This is a genomic window from Emcibacteraceae bacterium (assembly GCA_041396985.1).
Classification (GTDB): Bacteria; Pseudomonadota; Alphaproteobacteria; order Sphingomonadales; family Emcibacteraceae; genus Pseudemcibacter.
On the sequence record JAWKXO010000003.1, the window covers coordinates 497274 to 514665 of the forward strand.

The window sequence follows — 17392 nt, forward strand, 5'->3', positions numbered from 1 at the left end:
ATCAGGACGGGAAATATGAAATGTCAGAATTTTTTTCAGCGGAAATATTAGCCAGGGCACAATTCGCCTTTACCATCGCATTTCATATTGTCTTTCCGGCTTTTTCAATCGGGTTGGCATCCTATCTGGCTGTGCTGGAGGGGCTGTGGCTTAAAACCGGAAAAGATGTTTATCTGGTCTGTTTTAAATACTGGAGGAAAATTTTTGCCGTCGCCTTTGGTATGGGTGTGGTTTCCGGCCTTGTCATGAGTTACCAGTTCGGCACCAACTGGTCGGTTTTTTCCGATAAAACGGGGCCAATTCTCGGCCCGCTGATGGGGTATGAGGTTTTATCCGCCTTTTTCCTTGAGGCCGGTTTTCTGGGGATTATGTTGTTCGGAATGAATACGGTTGGTAAAAGGCTGCATTATTTTGCCACCCTGATGGTCGCATTCGGCACCCTCTTTTCCGCCTTCTGGATATTAAGCGTGAACAGCTGGATGCAGACACCGGCGGGATACGCCATCAATGATGCCGGTCAGTTTATTGTTTCAAGCTGGTGGCAGGCGATATTTAACCCGTCTTTTCCATATCGTCTGGTGCATATGGTACTCGCGGCCTATCTGACGACGGCATTTGTCGTTGGCGGTGTTGCCTCCTATCACCTTTTAAGGGACAGCAAATCGGAAAGTGCCCGACTGATGTTTTCCATGGCGATGTGGATGGCAGCACTGGTTGCCCCGATCCAGATTGTGGCCGGGGATTTTCATGGTCTTAATACGCTCGAGCATCAACCGCAGAAAATTGCTGCCATGGAAGGGCATTTTGAAACCACCAGGGGTGCGCCGCTGATCCTGTTCGGTCTTCCTAATGAAGATAAAGAACAGGTTGATTATGCTGTCAAAATACCAAAACTTGGCAGCCTGATCCTGACCCATGAAGCGGATGGGGAGGTTAAAGGCCTTGACGCTTTTGCTGAAAATGAAAGGCCGCCGGTCACCATCGTCTTTTTTGCCTTCCGGATTATGCTGGGCATTGGCTTTCTGATGCTGGGCCTTGGCATCTGGAGCCTGATTGCAAGGGTGAGAAAAAATCTGTTTGAAAGCAGGGCCATGTATTATGTGTCGTTGCTGATGGGGCCGTCCGGTTTTATTGCCGTCCTGGCTGGATGGATTGTCACCGAAGTGGGGCGTCAGCCCTATACGGTTTATGGGCTTCTCAGAACGTCTGATTCCCTTTCACCCATTGCGTCACCGGCTGTTGCGACGTCGCTGGCGATATTTGCCGCCGGATATTTTATTGTCTTTGGCACGGGTGTTTTATATCTGCTGCGGCTGATGCGAAAAAGCCCTGATGATATGCAGCGGATGGATCGGGGGCTTCCATTGCGTGCGGCGGGAACCACGCCCATTGCTGCCTATCAGAATGATGACTTGAATAAGGGGAAAGCAAAATGATTGATTATCCACTGATTTGGGGCATACTCATCGCCACGGCAATCCTTATTTATGTGATCCTTGACGGGTTTGATCTTGGGGTGGGCATATTATTTCCGTTTCTGGAAAGCGATGAACAAAGAAGCACGGCCATGAACACGGTTGCCCCGGTCTGGGACGGTAATGAAACCTGGCTTATTCTTGGTGGGGGTGGACTTTTTGCAACATTCCCGCTGGCCTATGCGGTGTTGATGCCGGCGCTTTATATGCCCGTGTTGCTGATGATGATTGGCCTTATTTTCAGGGGGGTATCTTTTGAATACCGCTTTCAGGACAAGGCCCATGAAAAATACTGGGATTTTGCCTTTACCGGCGGCTCCATGCTTGCCGCCCTTTGTCAGGGTATTGCCCTTGGTGCCTTTGTGCAGGGCATAGACGTCGTTGACCGTGCCTATGCCGGCGGCTGGTGGGATTGGCTTTCACCGTTCAGTCTGCTGACCGGTATTGCTTTGGTAATTGGTTATAGTCTGCTGGGTTCAACCTGGCTTGTGATGCGTACTGAAGGGGCATTACGTGAGAAAGCCATCCGTTACAGCCGCATTACCCTGCTGCTCACGATCGGTTTTATTTTCCTGATCAGTCTGGCTACTCTTTCACTTGATCCGCAGTTTATGACACGCTGGACGTCGTGGCCTTATATGCTTTATGCCTCCCCCGTGCCGATTTTGGTGGCAGCGGCTGGTTTATATGCCTGGAAAAGCCTGGGTCATGATAAAGATTATAAAGCTTTCCTGTCAGCCATAACGCTTTTCATTCTTTGCTTCATCGGACTGGCAATTGACATGTACCCTTATATTGTGCCGATGGAACTGACCCTCTGGCAGGCGGCCGCGCCGGACAACAGCCTGTCCTTTTTGTTGGTCGGCACCCTTTTCCTGCTGCCGATGATATTGGGCTATACGGCCTACGCCTACTGGGTTTTCCGTGGCAAGGTTAAGGACGGTGAAGGCTATCATTAATGAATGAACAGGAAATGGATAAGCCGGAGCAAAAAAGATGCCTGCTTGAAAAGCTGGCCTGGTTTGTCGGCATTTGGCTTGCCAGTGTATTGGCGCTTGGTGTTGTCAGCCTGATCTTAAGATATTTTTTAAACGGCTAATTTCCGGCTTTATTTTTTGGGCCAGATACCATACCCGCTTTTCATGCGTTCGCGCACTTCGGTAATCTGCTGTTTTGATAATATATGTGGCTTACCAAGTTGGCAGGCCAGATGATATTGCTGACAAAGTGCCTCCAGCTCGCCTGCGCGCCATAAGGCCTGTTTCAGATCAGCACCGCAGGCAATCATACCATGTGTGCCAAGAAGACAGCCTGTCCGGTCCTTAAGGGCGATAAGCGCATTTTTTGAAAGCTCGGCACTGCCATAATGGGCATAATCGGCGCAGCGGATACTGTCGCCACCGAAAACCCCGATCATATAATGAACGCTTGGAATGTCGCGGCGCAGCATGGAAAGCGCCGTGGCGTAGGTTGAATGGGTATGGACAACCGAATTGATATCGTCCCGTTCATGATAAATATCAACATGGAATTTCCATTCGGATGACGGCCGGTGTTTGCCGACCGCTTCACCGGAAAGCCCGTCACCGACAAGCAGCATGATATCCTCCGGCACCATATCCTCATAAGCCATGCTGCTTGGGGTTATCAATATACCATTTTCAACACGGATACTGATATTGCCTGATGTGCCCTGATTAAGGCCGGAACTGTTCATCCACAGGCAGGCATCTATGATTGACTGACGAATTTCGGTACTGTCTTTTTTGATCATTTTTTTGTCCACAGTATATGTATCAGCTGAAGACGATATCATGATAAGACAATCTGTCAAACATATCAGTACTGCAATTATATAAAAGGCACAGAATCCTTGATTAGTTCACACTCGTGAATAAAGCGGATCCTGTGCCGTAAGTGATTAAGAGGCTTTATTTTGTAAGCTTCTGTATAATTTTGTGCCTTCTTCGGCATAGTTATTGGCGTTTCCGATAGCTCCGGAAATTGAGTCAATATTGGTGTTGATTGACGCCACGGCGTCAGACGCCAGAACCATATTTGATGCAATTTCCTTACTGGTCAATGTCTGTTCTTCAACAGCACTGGCAACCGTTGTGAAACCACATTCAACGACTTCTACAGAATTTCTGATCTCGGAAAGTTGCTCAATGACTTCCGTGGATATCGTTTGCATTGCCGTAATTTCAGATAAAATCTGTGTCGTGGCTGTCGCCACCTGGCCGGCGAGTGATTTAACCTCCGATGCGACGACGGCAAACCCTTTACCGGCTTCGCCGGCACGGGCAGATTCGATTGTGGCATTTAGGGCCAGCAGGTTAATCTGGCTTGCAATTTCCTGGATCACATCAACAATATTATTCATGGACTGCGCTGCCGAATTCAGACGCTGTGTTGACTGGTCGGCATTATTGGCAATTTGCATGGTTTTGCTTACCTCAAGCCGTGAATTTTCCATGCTTTGGGCAATTTCATTGCTTGACATTTGAAACTGTTCGGTTGCCGCACTGACCGCCTGAACGGTTTCCATCGTTTGTGTTGAGGCGGCGGCGACAGACGTTGTCTGTTCGTCGGCACTACTGACAGCTTCCAAAATTTTATCAAGTCTTTCATCAACAAGGGCGCTGACGCGGTCCGCTTCCTGCCTTGCAAGAACCCCGTCCGTTATATCGGTTGCAAATTTGACCACTTTGAATGGCACACCATTCGGGTCAAAAATCGGGTTATAGGATGCCTGAATCCAGACCTCCTTACCGGCTTTACCAATCCTTTTATATTCTGCTGCCTGAAACTCGCCTCGACCAAGGGCTTCCCAGAATTTTTTATAGGCATCACTATCACGATAATCAGCTTCAACAAATAGGCTATGGTGTTTATCTTTTATTTCGCTGAGCTGATAGCCCATGACATTTAGGAAATTTTCATTTGCTGTAATAATTGTTCCATCCAGCTCGAACTCAATCACGGCCTGTGCCCTGTTAATGGCATCGACTTTGCCCCGACTATCGGCATTTTTAAGCGTTTGTCTGGTTATGTCTGTAGCATATTTGACAATTTTTGTGACGTGTCCGTTTTCATCAAGGATCGGATTATAGGTAGCCTGAATCCAGACCTCCTTACCCCCTTTGCCTATCCTTTTATATTCGGCTTCCTGAAATTCCCCATTTGCGAGTTTTCGCCAGAAGTCTTTATATTCGCTGCTTTCTTTATATCGGGGATCAACAAACATACTGTGATGCTGATTTTGAATTTCACTAAGTTCGTATCCTAGTGTATGAAGAAAATTTTCATTTGCAGTGATAATTGTGCCGTCTGGCTTAAACTGGATCACGGCATGTGATTTATCCAATGCCTTTAATAGGTCTTTGGATTTCTCATTCTGAATTTTCAGTTCTTCTATGATGGCATTCAGTTCATCGATTTTGTCATCATTGATAATTTTAGCGTTTTCACTTTGTGTCTTTGTGTTAAATCCCCCTAATATTTTATTGAACATTTTTTATTCCTTACCAAAATCAACTTTATAAAATGTAGTTGGAATATATGTTTAAAATATTTAATAAATTATTTAATTTTTTTAATATATCTAATTATTTAGCTAGTAGATTGTTTTAGATGCATTTTTTGAAGTAATTTAGTTTAATTGCTGCTAAAGTACCTTAATGTTCCTGTTTAAAAATTTAACAACATATGAGTATTAATTTTGATCAGTGATATCAGTCCGGCAGAATTTTTAAAAAAAACTATTCTGGAAATTTGTCCCATTCGTAGTGCTGTTTTGGATGAATTCATCCGGTTATTCACTGTTAATAAAATCAAAGCAGGTGTTGATCTGATAAAGGAAGGGGATGATGGCTCCTGCGTATGGTTTATAGTTTCGGGCCTTTTGCGGTCTTATTATATTTCCCAAAATGGGGAACAGCATAACAAGCATTTTTTTGTACCCGGAACTTTTTGTGCTCCCTTGACCTCGCTGGTGGCAAAACAGCCCAGCCCTGTTTATATTGGGTCTTTAAAAGAGACAGAGTTATTATCAATTGACTATTCAAGGCTTGAACAACTCTATTTAAAATTTCCAGAACTTAATCTATTAGGCAGAAAACTGGTTGAATGGGCCTGGATCGGAAAGGAACGGCGGGAAACACAACTGATTATGTTGAATGCAACAGACCGATATAAAGCTTTTCAAAAAGAGTTTCCCGGGCTGGAAGAGCAGATTCCACAATATCATATTGCTTCCTATTTAGGGATTACACCGGTCCAGTTAAGCCGGATCAGAGCAAAAATATAAAATTCAGCGGTCTTAACATAGGTTAATGCCTTCCTCATATAGCTCCCTATATTGGCAAATATAAAGGAGAAAATGATGAAACAAAAAATATGTTTAATTACCGGAGCTTCCCGAGGGTTGGGAATTGAATTGGCCTCAAAATATAAATCTGCAGGCTACTATCTTATAGGGCTGTCTACTCATAAACCTATGAGGGAAATATTGGCGTTGTTTGATGATTATATTTCGTGCGATTTATCGTCAGAAAACAGTATTGACAGTTTAATATGTTATATTGAGAAAAAATATCAGTCTATCGATATTCTCATTCATAACGCCGCTGTGCAGAACCATTATTCAATATTGGAAACGACCCAATATAAAAATCTGCTTTTTAATGAATTCGCGGTAAATTTTTTTGCTCCTGTAAAAATCACATCCGGACTTTTGCCAATACTTATGCAAAAACCGTCAAAGATTATTGTTATTTCCTCATTACTGCAACTGGGGCCAAAAAAATCAGCACCCGGATATTGCAGCAGCAAAGCCGCATTATCAAATTGGGTAGCTAATTTACGGTCACAGCTTAAGCCTGCCGATATTAAAGTCGTTGAGGTAATTCCCGGTCTTATAAAAACGGAAATGACGAAGAAAGCTTCCGAAAAAGGACTTGAGCCTTCCCTTCTGGCAGAATTTATTTTCAGGAATATGGATAAGGATCAGATAATATTGCCCGGTGCCCGACTTGCCTGGCTTTTGGCTGGCTTTGCACCAAGGCTGGTCAAAAAAATATTTCTAAAATAAGAAAATCAGGAAAATATAAACTAAAATAATAATGATTGGCCGGTTGCAAAATTAATCCTTAATTCTCATTGCGGGCAGATTTTTCAAGTGGTCATATAGACTAATGTCTAAAAGATAATTTTTCGCAAAATCTTTACTATTCGAAAATGAGGGGTATTGAAAAATATCAGCAGCACTGTTCTCAATAATATTCTGCACAGGATTTTATTAGGAATTTTGCGAAAATAAAAACATCCATACCCTGAATTAGTGAATACGCGTTTTTTAATTAAAGAACTGTAAAAACTCATCTTAATCCTAACGGGAGGAACAATATGAAGCGAACTTCTATGATGCTTTCGGGAAAATCGAGACTGAAATCGAGGCTGCTGTTATCAGCCGCGATCTCAGCGATTAGCCTGCATCAATCCGGCGCATTGGCCCAAACCACGGCGCAAGACCAGGAAAATCAAGACACCATTGTCGTCATCGGCTCTCAGATTAAAGGAGCTTCTGTAACAGCATCGCTGCCGGTATCGGTTGTGGGGGATGCCGAAATCAGCGCTGTTGGAGCACAATCGATGGATGACCTGCTCCGTACTTTGCCAGGCGCAGGTGACATGAGCTTTGGTGGTAGTGGTTTTAACTCAACATCATTTGGTATCAACGGTGCTCGTGGTGACGTAGCCAGTATTAACCTGCGCTCGCTGGGTGCCGGTAACACACTGGTACTGTTAAACGGTCGTCGTCTGGTTGACCACTCAGGCACACAGACCAATGAATTAACAGCTCCTGAGCAAACAAGTAACGTAAACGCCATTCCGGTTATGGGCGTTGACAGAATTGAAGTGTTGCGCGATGGTGCGTCAGCGATCTATGGTACAGATGCTGTTGCCGGTGTGGTCAATACAATTCTGCGTGACGATTATGAAGGTCTTGAGGTATCAACAAGATATGGTAACTCATTTGGCACCAGCATGGACGAGTTTACTGTTAATGCCATCGGTGGTTTCAAAGTAAATAATGACCGTACCAGAATCACATTCAGTGTGAACAGATTTGAGCGTGATGGTATGCTTGCCAGTGAAAGACCATATTCAGCAAGTTCTGATATGCGTCCATTGTTTGTTGGTACAGAATGGGAAGGAAATAACTCATTCAATAATACAAGTACTGTGACGCCATACTTCCAGGGAAGACTTTATTCCAGCATGGAAGATCCAAATAATCCGGGTGCCTATGCGGCATATGTACCTGGGTCAGTTCAGATAAATGGGCAAGATATCACAGCCAGCAACGGTACCTTCCGTATTTTGCCATCTTCTTTGGTAAATTGTACGGTTGCCAGTTTGCCGGGTGAGCCTTCTGATCTCTGTTTAACATCAGCTGGTCTGCCTTCAGAACTGCGGTTTGATAACAATGCCCGCCGTACAATGATACAGGATGTAAAGCGTATAAATCTTTTCAGTACCATTGTGACCGAATTTGAAAATGGTTGGGAAATGTATACTGAACTTGGCTATTATACGGCCGATTCTTACTTCAATAATGCTGGTGGTAACGGCGGTTCATTGAGCCACAGCCCACTTTGGATACCAAAAACGAACTACTATAACCCATTTGGTGCTTTGTATCTGGCGGACGGCGTAACACTTAACCCATATCGTATTCCTGGTTTGACAGGTGTTCCTGATGAAGGTCTTGATCTAGCTTTGGACGGGGCATTGGGAAGTGCTTATCGTTTCCTTGAAACTGACCGTGAGACGTATGTTTCTGACGAAAGTTTCCGTATCGTTCAAGGATTGCGCGGTGAATTTGCCGGATGGGATTTTGATACTGGCTTCGTGTATTCAGAATCTGAAACTCTTGACCATACAACTGGCCGTCACAGTGCGACAGCTCTTATCTATCAGCTTGGCCTAAGCACTCCGGATGCCTATAATCCATTTAATGGTGCGGGATCCTATCCAACCAATTCTGTGGATGGTACACCGAATTCACCGGATCAATATAATCCGTTTACTATTGCTGTTGACCGTTACTCAAAATCAACACTGACATTGGCAGATTTCAAAATTTCCAGACCGGATCTGTTTGAATTGCCAGCTGGTGATGTTGGTTTTGCGTCAGGTATTGAATTCCGTCGCACAACATATCTGGATGATCGTGATGACCGTCTGGACGGAACGATTAAATATACTTTGGATAACCCATTCTTTGGTCCTGATGTATTGTTTGGTGATGTGACAGGTTCAAGCCCGACACTGGATACTTATGGTGATAGAAATGTCTACTCAATATTTGGTGAGTTGCAGGTTCCGGTTATTGGTGAAGATATGGAAATTCCATTTGTCCATTCATTGGATTTCCAACTGGCCGGACGGTTTGAGGACTTCTCTGACGTAGGAAGTGTATTCAAGCCAAGGATTGCCGGTTCATGGTTCCCTGTTGAGCAGTTCCAGGTTCGTTCTTCTTACTCACTTGGGTTCCGTGCTCCTAACCTGCCCCAGGTTACAGAAGCAGAAGCCTCAAGAACAGTGGCAAGAACAGACTATTATTACTGTCAGGCAGCTGTGAATAAAGGATTGGCTACAGACTTGTCTAACAGTGCATGTTCTACCAATGCACTTATTAATACTGTTGGTTATGCTTATACAGGAAGTGTGGAGCGTATTACAGCAGGTAGTGACCAACTGAAACCGGAATACACGAAAAGTTTCTCTATTGGTTTTACTTGGACACCTGAAGTAATTGACGGTCTGACCATTACAACCGACTTCTGGAGAATTAAACAGTCAGGTCTGATTGGTATTTTCGTAACACCAAATGCCCTAGGTTTGGATTATGCTCTACGTACCTCTGGTGCAGGATCAAACCCAGCTGTAATCCGTAATGCACCAACACAAGCAAATATCGACTTTTTTGCTGGTTCGGGCCTAGCTCCGATTGGTGAAGCGGTTCAGACATTGACACCTTACCAGAACTTTGATGACCGTATTACCAAAGGCATCGACTTTGCTATGATCTATCGTTTGAGAGATACTTCAGTTGGTGATTTTGTCTTCAATTTCGGTGCTACTCATCTATTAAAAGCTGAGCAAATTCCAGGTGCAGATGCGCAGACTATTATCGATATGAACAATCCGTTCATTACAGTTTCTGCCGGTGGTGATTTGATCGAGCAAAATGGCCGTCGTCCAAAATGGAAAGGCAGCGGAAGTGTGACCTGGTATAAAGATAACTGGACAGCAAATATTTTTGCGAACTTCGTTGGTCCGGTTAATGATACCAGTGTACAGGACGCTGACGGTAACTTCTTCAGAGTTGATAGCTGGACAACAGTCAATACAAGTATTGCTTATGACTTTGATGAAGGTTCCTTGGAAGGTCTTCGCATTAAAGTTGGCATGAATAACCTCTTTGATGTTGAACCGCCACTTGCCGACGAAAACCTTGGCTTCTTCACACAATTACATAACGCGATCGGTCGTTATGGATATGTTGATCTAAGATACCGTTTCTAATATTTCACTAAAATCATATCGCATAGATGGGTCAGACTGACCCATCTATGCAGACTTCCAAAATTAATTTCCACAGTAAAGAGGGAGAGATTTTTACTCTGGAAAATAATTTTGCCAAAAAAGTTAAGTTTCTAATCCAATAATAAAAAAACAAAATTGGGAGTTGGTATTTTGAGGAATGATGACAATCTAATCAGGATTAGTAATGATCCAAAATTTATTGAGCTTGTCAGCAGACGGGGGCGGTTTGCCTGGATATTATCCATAATCATGCTGGTTGCTTATTACGGTTTTATTTTGCTTATTGCTTTTGACCCTTCGTTTTTAGGAACGCCTGTTTCAGAAGGTTCTATTACGACTTTTGGAATTCCGGTGGGTATGTCAATTATATTTCTGTCGTTTATTTTAACAGGAATATATGTGGTGCGCGCCAATAATGAGTTTGATGAAATGAACAAAGAAATCGTTGAAGAGTACTCAAAATGAGAAAAATAATTTACAGTGTCGGCTTCAGTCTGCTTGCGCAGATTGCTTTTGCCGCTGATGCTATTGAGGGGCAGGTAGAAAGGCAACCCGTTAATATTACGGCGATCGCCATGTTTCTGCTGTTTGTAGTAGGAACTCTTTTTATAACATACTGGGCTGCCAAAAGAACTGTTTCTGCCAAAGATTTTTATGCTGCAGGCGGTAATATTACCGGTTTCCAGAACGGACTTGCCATATCCGGCGATTATATGTCTGCTGCTTCTTTTCTGGGTATTTCCGCACTTGTTTTTGCTTCGGGTTTTGATGGTCTGATTTATTCCATAGGGTTTCTGGTAGGATGGCCGATCATTTTATTTTTAATTGCAGAGCGTCTTAGAAATCTGGGAAAATATACCTTTGCTGATGTTGCAACTTACAGATTGCAGCAAAAACCCATCCGTACTCTTGCCGCAATCAGCAGTTTGATGGTTGTTCTTATTTATCTTATTGCGCAAATGGTGGGTGCCGGAAAGCTTATCCAGCTGCTGTTTGGCCTTGATTACAGTTATGCCGTAACCGGTGTTGGTGTTTTAATGATCCTGTATGTAACATTCGGTGGCATGTTGGCAACGACATGGGTGCAGATTATCAAGGCTATCCTTCTACTTTCCGGGGCATCATTTATGGCCTTTATGGTTTTAAGAATGTATGGCTTTAGTTTTGAAGAGCTGTTTAATGCGGCGGTCAATGTTCATCAAAATGGTGCGGCCATTATGGCGCCTGGCGGCTTTATATCAAGCCCGATTGATGCTATTTCACTGGGTCTTGCGTTGATGTTGGGAACTGCAGGTCTTCCCCATATTTTAATGAGATTTTTTACTGTTTCCGATGCGAAGGAAGCGCGGAAATCAGTCCTATATGCCACAGGCTTTATTGGCTATTTTTATATCCTTACTTTTGTGATTGGCTTTGGTGCGATTGTTCTGGTTTCCACCAATACTGAATTTCTTGATGCGGCAGGGGGTGTACTTGGTGGTAATAATATGTCTGCTGTGCATCTTGCTAAAGCGGTGGGGGGCGATGTCTTTCTTGGTTTTATTTCTGCTGTGGCTTTTGCCACAATCCTGGCGGTGGTTTCCGGTTTAACACTGGCTGGTGCGTCAGCGGTATCCCATGATCTTTATGCCAATGTCCTTAAAGACGGACAGTCAGATGAAAGAAATGAAATAAGGGTTTCAAAAATGACCACAATTGTGCTTGGATTCATTGCTGTAGGGCTTGGAATTCTATTTGAAAAGCAGAATATTGCTTATATGGTTGGTTTGGCCTTTGCTATTGCGGCCAGTGCCAATTTCCCGGTTCTGTTTCTTTCAATGTACTGGCGGGGACTTACCACAAGAGGTGCATTATTTGGTGGGGCAATAGGGTTATTCATATCAGTTATTTTGGTTATATTGGGGCCAATTGTCTGGGTAGACATTCTAGGCAATGCCAAGCCGATTTTCCCGTCTGTTTATCCGGCTGTTTATTCAATAACACTGGCTTTTGTCGCAACCTGGTTTTTCTCGGTCACTGATAAAAGCAGTGGTGTTGAAAGGGAAAAGTCCGAATTTGATGGCCAGTTTGTAAGATCCATGACCGGCATAGGTATTGATGGACCTTCGTCTCATTAATTCAAAACCTATGCCGTTAATAATCGTTAATAATAAGGTGAAATTTATTTCAATCTGTTATTGATGAGGTCCTGGACGACGGCTGGGTCAGCGAGGGTTGAGATATCGCCGAGGTTTGATGTGTCATTCTCGGCGATTTTTCTTAATATCCGTCGCATGATTTTGCCGGACCGTGTTTTGGGCAGTCCCGGTGCGAACTGGATATGATCGGGCGTGGCGATGGGGCCGATTTCCTTTCTGACCCAGTTTACCAGTTCCTTTCTGAGCTCTTCCCCGGAGCATGCCCGCCCATCAGGGTGACATAGGCATAAATACCCTGTCCCTTGATCGGGTGAGGAAGCCGACCACGGCCGCTTCCGCCACGTCCTCATGGGCGACCAGGGCACTTTCGACCTCGGCCGTGCCCATACGGTGACCGGAAACATTAATCACATCATCAACCCGCCCGGTGATCCAGTAATAGCCGTCCTCATCGCGGCGGCAGCCGTCGCCGGTAAAATATTTGCCTTTATAGGTGGAGAAATAGGTCTGGTAAAAGCGCTGATGATCACCGTAAACGGTGCGCATCTGCCCCGGCCAGCTGTCGGTGATGCAGAGATTGCCCGAAGCCGGTCCTCAAGCACCTTGCCGTCCCCGTCGACCAGCTGGGGTATGATGCCAAAAACGGCCGGGTGGCCGAACCCGGTTTTAACGCCGTCGCTCCGGGCAGCGGCGTGATCAGAATACCGCCGGTTTCCGTCTGCCACCAGGTATCGACAATCGGGCAGCGGGCATCGCCAACCACATGATAATACCATTCCCAGGCTTCCGGGTTGATCGGCTCGCCGACACTGCCGAGGATACGCAGACTGCTGAGATCACATTTTTTGACAAACCCGTCTCCCGCGCCCATCAGGGCCCGGATCGCCGTCGGTGCCGTATAGAAAATATTGACCTTATGCTTCTCGCAGACCTGCCAGAAGCGTGAGGCGTCCGGATAGGTCGGCACCCCTTCAAAGACAAGCGTGGTGGCGCCGTTGGCCAGAGGACCATAAACAATATAGCTGTGGCCCGTCACCCAGCCCACATCGGCAGTGCACCAGTAAATATCCCCGTCATGATAATCAAACACATATTGATGGGTCAGGCTGGCATAAACCAGATAGCCGCCGGTCGTATGAAGAACCCCTTGGGCTGTCCGGTGGAGCCGGAGGTATAAAGAATAAACAGCGGGTCTTCCGCCTTCATCTCCTCGGCCGGGCAATCCGATCCACCTTCGCCGCCTCGTCCTGATACCAGACATCCCGGCCCTCAGTGAAGCCGACATCGCCGCCGGTGACCCGCACAACAATCACGGTCGAGACAATGGTTCCGGGATGCTCAAGCGCCTCATCCACATTGTTTTTCAGTGGGATGACTTTGTTCCCTCTCAGTCCCTCATCGGCGGTGATCACGATATGACTGTCACAGTCAACCAGACGCCCGGCCAGCGCCTCCGGTGAAAAGCCGCCAAACACCACCGAATGAATGGCGCCGATCCGCGCACAGGCCAGCATGGCATAAACCGCTTCCGGCACCATCGGCATATAAAGGGTGATGCGATCACCCTTTTGGCGCCCCGGGACTTCAGCACATTGGCAAAACGGCACACTTCCCCGTGAAGCTCACGGTACGTGATATGACGCGATACATTGGGGTCATCCCCTCAAAGATAATCGCTGTCTGATCGCCGCGGCTTTCCAGATGCCGGTCAACACAGTTGACGCAGGCATTTAAGGTTCCGTCCTCATACCAGCGGATATGAAGATCATCCTCAGAAAAACTGACATCCTTTACCTTGCTGTAAGGCCGTGTCCAGTCCAGACGACGTCCCATCTCCCCCCAGAACCCTTCCGGGTCCGATAAAGAACGGGCATATAAATCATTATACCGGTCTGCGTTGATCAGGGCGTGTTCCATAAGCGCAGTACCAACAGGATGCGTTTCAATCTTATACATTTAGTTTACTCAGTTTACTTTTTTGATGCCATCCGATCCAAAACCATTTCTTCTTTGGTGAAGACCTGACCATCCTTAATTGTTGCATCGACATTGAATATATCGGTGATTTTATTAAGTGGATCACCATCAATCACGACCATGTCAGCAGCCTTGCCAACTTCAAGAGTACCGACGCTGCCATCAACGCCAATCAGTTTTGCAAGATTGATTGTAGCAGCGCGTATGGCGTCATATGGGCTCAAACCCGCATCGACAAACATGACGATTTCAAACAGTTGCGAAATACCATAAGGAATGAATGGTGAATCGGTTCCTGATGCCATGTTCGCTCCCATATCATGGAGCGTTTTGATGCTTTTAAGCACGTCATCATTGCGCTCGGCGCGGGCTGTTGCCATTGGGCTTTTTGTCCCAGCAATCAGCGCATTTCGCTGTAGCTCATCCAGGAATGTTTTAGCCCTTTGCTGATTTAAATATTCCGGATAACGCGCCAAATAGACGTTAAAGCCGCTCATCAGGGTTGCTGTCGGGGTAATGATCTGCCCGGATTTACTGATGATTTCCATTACATCGTTATAACTTCTGGACAGGCTTGAGAATTTGGGGGAATAACCACGTCGGCTGGTTGCACCCATATGCTCGACCGCATCAACGCCATTTTGAACCGCTGCTGAAATTTCATGGCCAGTTACAGGAATACCCATTTTGTGACCTTCTTCAACAAGGATTTGCTGGAATTCATCCGGCAGGCGCACATAGGATTTAAGCAGGTCATAATTCAGTTCTTTTGCTCTTTGCAATTCATGACGAAGTGCTTTTTCATTTAAAGCGTTATAGGACTGACCATAATAAACACGGGCGCCACCGGTAAGCCATCCGGCATAATACATGTGTGGCCCCATCGAAGCACCTGATTCCCAGGTTTCCTTACGCATCAGTGATTTATAAGGGTTTGTCCCAGGGTCACGAACACCGGTTATACCATATGCCAGCCAGTTACGCCCCAGTCTTTCACCAAGCAGTTCAGATTGGTGACTATGACCGGCAATAATGCCTGGAATAATGGCTTTATCGGAATAGTCATAAAGCTTACCTATAACTTTTTCCTGGCCGTGTGGTGCAATTTTTGTGATGACGTTGTTTGAAACAAAAACGTCAACATCGGTTTTATATTCCTTGGCAACACCGTCAAAGAACTTACCGACACGAATTGTCTTATCTTCGGAAATTTTCTTCTTCCATTGAAGATTTATATTATGGGCCATTTTTTGCCCTGTATTAATGTTACAGGTCTGAAGACTTTTTCCTGAAAAATAATAGACGGTTTCAGAGTCATTTGCCCAACGTGGGACGAGTGCTGTTTCAAGACATTTATTTTCAATCTGACCCGTAATATCGCCAGATGCATTAATGTTTACGGTACGAAGTTCACCTTCAGCGACATAAACCATTTTTGTTCCATCCGGTGAAACAACAGGACCACTGCCGTCACGGGTGCTTAGGCCAATATTACCCGGCATATTAAGGAATTTTGCACTATGGGTGTCAACAGCATATTTTTTGATACTGTGCATTCCTTCGCGAAAACGTGAGGTTGCCGGTTTGACAAAGGCAATGAGAATATTTTTACCGTCAGGTGACCATGTAGGGCGACCAGGTGTAAAAATATCTTCATCAATAGTATTGATGGAACCATACTCAACATCGATTACCTTCAGATTGACACGACCCCATGAATTGGATGTCGAACTACGGGCAGAAAGATAAACGATAAAATTATCGTCAGGTGACCATGTCAGGCGATATTCGCGGCCCTTGTCGTTGGTGATTTTTCTTTCTTTGCCTGATTTTACGTCACGAATCCAGATATCCATTTCGCCGTCACGTTCAGCGACAAAAGCAAGCTTGCTGCCATCATGAGACCATGTCGGGTCAATGACATGACCAACTTTATCCGGATCAATATTATTGGCTTTATTGTCACCTTTTTGTAACCACATATCACCAATGGCGGTATAGACCATTGTGTTATCTGCTGGTGATACGTCAAAGCCACCAATGCCCAGCACCTGCTGAGCTTCTTTATTTTCAAAATTTACGGTTTTTCGTTTATAGGGTTTTAGATTTGAGGTAATCGACGCGGTAAATGCAATATTGTCAGTCTTTTTGCCGTTTTTACCGATATGATTGATGTTGCCATCAGCGGTATAATAAACACCGTCATTTTTGGTCCAGACAGGACGGAATGGGAAAATATCTCCCTCAGCAAGGGTCATGACATTCATTTCCGCTTCGCGACTGTCTACATCCTTAATATAGTTTAGTTTAATTTCGTTATCGTTATTTGAAATATAGGAAAATCCTTTGTTGTCGGTATTCCAGGTGGGTCTAAAGAAGCTCATTGATTCTGAGCGAAACAATGTTGCTTCTTTATTGCCTTCCCTGAGCACTATTTCTGAATAGCGTCCTTTAATTTCACGGGTATGGAGAAGCCGTTTGCCATCATATGATTTGTGAGGATGGGCATCATCATCTTTGTTGGTCGTAAGCTGGGTTTCTTTGCCTGTGTTAACATCAATTTCCCAGATGTCATAATTGCCGCTACGATCAGACGCGAAGACGATGGATTTACCGTCAGCATTCCAGGAAGGCTCACGATCATCAAAATTTCCGCTTGTAATCTGCTTCAGGTTCTTGCCGTCAGAATCAATGGTCCAGATATGGAAATATCCTTGATAAAACCCTTGAAAAGCTATTTTATTACCATTTGGGGACCAACTGGGTTCACGAACTTCCGGTTGCTGTCCGCTAGTAATGGCCGTGGCTTTTCCGCCTCCAGCAGGAAGGGTCCACAGGACACCCTGAATATCCATGGCAAAAGATTTGCCATCAGGAGAAAGGGTAATACCAAAGTTCGTACCCTGATTAAACGTAATCTCTGTAGCATTTACTGATATCGTCAGACCGATAATTGATGCTAGTACCGCAAATAGTTTTCTCACTTTAATGTTCCCTCGTTATTTTGTGTTATTACCTACTATATATTAAGGACAGGCTTAAAGCACTCTCTGAAATAAAGAGATGATCGCTTAAGCCCTGCAAATATAGAAATTTAATCATAAAGACTAAATCACACATTATGAAATTTCATTTAGACATTAGTCTATAATATATTTTCGGGCATTGCCTAGAGATGATCAAAGA

General features: G+C 44.9%; 16 protein-coding genes. 8 read left to right on the forward strand and 8 right to left on the reverse strand.

Going from position 1 to position 17392, the window contains the following annotated elements; translation table 11 throughout:
* Positions 1-20 precede the first annotated feature (20 nt).
* From R3D86_10470 to R3D86_10480, 3 genes are read left to right on the forward strand one after another with little or no spacing between them, the layout of a single operon-like run.
* Positions 21-1436: a cytochrome ubiquinol oxidase subunit I gene (locus R3D86_10470; GenBank protein MEZ5758633.1), complete on the forward strand. Its 1416-nt coding sequence runs from the start codon at positions 21-23 to the stop codon at positions 1434-1436.
* Positions 1433-2434, forward strand: a complete 1002-nt coding sequence (gene cydB / locus R3D86_10475; GenBank protein MEZ5758634.1) for a cytochrome d ubiquinol oxidase subunit II — start codon at positions 1433-1435, stop codon at positions 2432-2434. The genes R3D86_10470 and cydB overlap by 4 nt, the downstream gene beginning before the upstream one ends.
* Complete coding sequence (locus R3D86_10480) at positions 2434-2574, forward strand: DUF2474 domain-containing protein (GenBank protein MEZ5758635.1); 141 nt, start codon at positions 2434-2436, stop codon at positions 2572-2574. The genes cydB and R3D86_10480 overlap by 1 nt, the downstream gene beginning before the upstream one ends.
* Positions 2575-2583: 9 nt before the next feature.
* Here the strand turns inward: R3D86_10480 and R3D86_10485 are convergent, their stop codons facing one another.
* Both R3D86_10485 and R3D86_10490 read right to left on the reverse strand, forming a co-directional pair.
* A complete protein-coding gene (locus R3D86_10485; GenBank protein ID MEZ5758636.1) occupies positions 2584-3249 on the reverse strand; it encodes a class II aldolase/adducin family protein in 666 nt (221 codons plus the stop codon).
* 147 nt (positions 3250-3396) lie between these two features.
* Complete coding sequence (locus tag R3D86_10490) at positions 3397-4989, reverse strand: PAS domain-containing methyl-accepting chemotaxis protein (protein MEZ5758637.1); 1593 nt, start codon at positions 4987-4989, stop codon at positions 3397-3399.
* A gap of 207 nt (positions 4990-5196) precedes the next feature.
* Between R3D86_10490 and R3D86_10495 the strand changes: the two genes are divergently transcribed.
* From R3D86_10495 to R3D86_10515, 5 genes are all read left to right on the forward strand, one after another.
* Positions 5197-5784 (forward strand): Crp/Fnr family transcriptional regulator, encoded by a 588-nt coding sequence (locus R3D86_10495; GenBank protein ID MEZ5758638.1) that lies wholly within the window; start codon positions 5197-5199, stop codon positions 5782-5784.
* A 75-nt stretch (positions 5785-5859) separates the two neighbouring features.
* Positions 5860-6567: an SDR family oxidoreductase gene (locus tag R3D86_10500; GenBank protein MEZ5758639.1), complete on the forward strand. Its 708-nt coding sequence runs from the start codon at positions 5860-5862 to the stop codon at positions 6565-6567.
* Positions 6568-6983: 416 nt separating this feature from the next.
* On the forward strand, positions 6984-10070 hold the full coding sequence (locus tag R3D86_10505; protein MEZ5758640.1) for a TonB-dependent receptor: 3087 nt from the start codon (positions 6984-6986) through the stop codon (positions 10068-10070).
* A 171-nt stretch (positions 10071-10241) separates the two neighbouring features.
* Complete coding sequence (locus R3D86_10510) at positions 10242-10556, forward strand: DUF485 domain-containing protein (protein ID MEZ5758641.1); 315 nt, start codon at positions 10242-10244, stop codon at positions 10554-10556.
* Positions 10553-12208: a cation acetate symporter gene (locus tag R3D86_10515; protein MEZ5758642.1), complete on the forward strand. Its 1656-nt coding sequence runs from the start codon at positions 10553-10555 to the stop codon at positions 12206-12208. Before R3D86_10510 ends, R3D86_10515 begins: the two co-directional genes overlap by 4 nt.
* A 44-nt stretch (positions 12209-12252) precedes the next feature.
* Here the strand turns inward: R3D86_10515 and R3D86_10520 are convergent, their stop codons facing one another.
* The 6 genes from R3D86_10520 to R3D86_10545 are packed head-to-tail and all read right to left on the reverse strand — an operon-like array spanning position 12253 to position 17190.
* On the reverse strand, positions 12253-12579 hold the full coding sequence (locus tag R3D86_10520) for a hypothetical protein (protein ID MEZ5758643.1): 327 nt from the start codon (positions 12577-12579) through the stop codon (positions 12253-12255).
* Positions 12500-12775, reverse strand: coding sequence for an AMP-binding protein (locus R3D86_10525; GenBank protein MEZ5758644.1), 276 nt, complete (start codon positions 12773-12775; stop codon positions 12500-12502). Before R3D86_10525 ends, R3D86_10520 begins: the two co-directional genes overlap by 80 nt.
* On the reverse strand, positions 12756-13490 hold the full coding sequence (locus tag R3D86_10530; protein MEZ5758645.1) for an AMP-binding protein: 735 nt from the start codon (positions 13488-13490) through the stop codon (positions 12756-12758). Before R3D86_10530 ends, R3D86_10525 begins: the two co-directional genes overlap by 20 nt.
* A complete protein-coding gene (locus R3D86_10535; GenBank protein MEZ5758646.1) occupies positions 13432-13836 on the reverse strand; it encodes an AMP-binding protein in 405 nt (134 codons plus the stop codon). The genes R3D86_10530 and R3D86_10535 overlap by 59 nt, the downstream gene beginning before the upstream one ends.
* A complete protein-coding gene (locus tag R3D86_10540; GenBank protein ID MEZ5758647.1) occupies positions 13814-14185 on the reverse strand; it encodes an acetyl-coenzyme A synthetase N-terminal domain-containing protein in 372 nt (123 codons plus the stop codon). The genes R3D86_10535 and R3D86_10540 overlap by 23 nt, the downstream gene beginning before the upstream one ends.
* A gap of 14 nt (positions 14186-14199) precedes the next feature.
* Positions 14200-17190, reverse strand: a complete 2991-nt coding sequence (locus R3D86_10545; protein MEZ5758648.1) for an amidohydrolase family protein — start codon at positions 17188-17190, stop codon at positions 14200-14202.
* Between the last annotated feature and the right edge of the window lie 202 nt (positions 17191-17392).

What these genes read in the sequence shown, in the direction of transcription:
- R3D86_10520 (MEZ5758643.1), bottom strand. Translation starts at nt 12,579, where the DNA reads ATGAGGACGTGGCGGAAGCGGCCGTGGTCGGCTTCCTCACCCGATCAA.
- R3D86_10490 (MEZ5758637.1), bottom strand. Translation starts at nt 4,989, where the DNA reads ATGTTCAATAAAATATTAGGGGGATTTAACACAAAGACACAAAGTGAA.
- R3D86_10525 (MEZ5758644.1), bottom strand. Translation starts at nt 12,775, where the DNA reads ATGCGCACCGTTTACGGTGATCATCAGCGCTTTTACCAGACCTATTTC.
- cydB (MEZ5758634.1), top strand. Translation starts at nt 1,433, where the DNA reads ATGATTGATTATCCACTGATTTGGGGCATACTCATCGCCACGGCAATC.
- R3D86_10480 (MEZ5758635.1), top strand. Translation starts at nt 2,434, where the DNA reads ATGAATGAACAGGAAATGGATAAGCCGGAGCAAAAAAGATGCCTGCTT.
- R3D86_10500 (MEZ5758639.1), top strand. Translation starts at nt 5,860, where the DNA reads ATGAAACAAAAAATATGTTTAATTACCGGAGCTTCCCGAGGGTTGGGA.
- R3D86_10530 (MEZ5758645.1), bottom strand. Translation starts at nt 13,490, where the DNA reads ATGTCTGGTATCAGGACGAGGCGGCGAAGGTGGATCGGATTGCCCGGC.
- R3D86_10470 (MEZ5758633.1), top strand. Translation starts at nt 21, where the DNA reads ATGTCAGAATTTTTTTCAGCGGAAATATTAGCCAGGGCACAATTCGCC.
- R3D86_10540 (MEZ5758647.1), bottom strand. Translation starts at nt 14,185, where the DNA reads ATGTATAAGATTGAAACGCATCCTGTTGGTACTGCGCTTATGGAACAC.
- R3D86_10515 (MEZ5758642.1), top strand. Translation starts at nt 10,553, where the DNA reads ATGAGAAAAATAATTTACAGTGTCGGCTTCAGTCTGCTTGCGCAGATT.
- R3D86_10485 (MEZ5758636.1), bottom strand. Translation starts at nt 3,249, where the DNA reads ATGATCAAAAAAGACAGTACCGAAATTCGTCAGTCAATCATAGATGCC.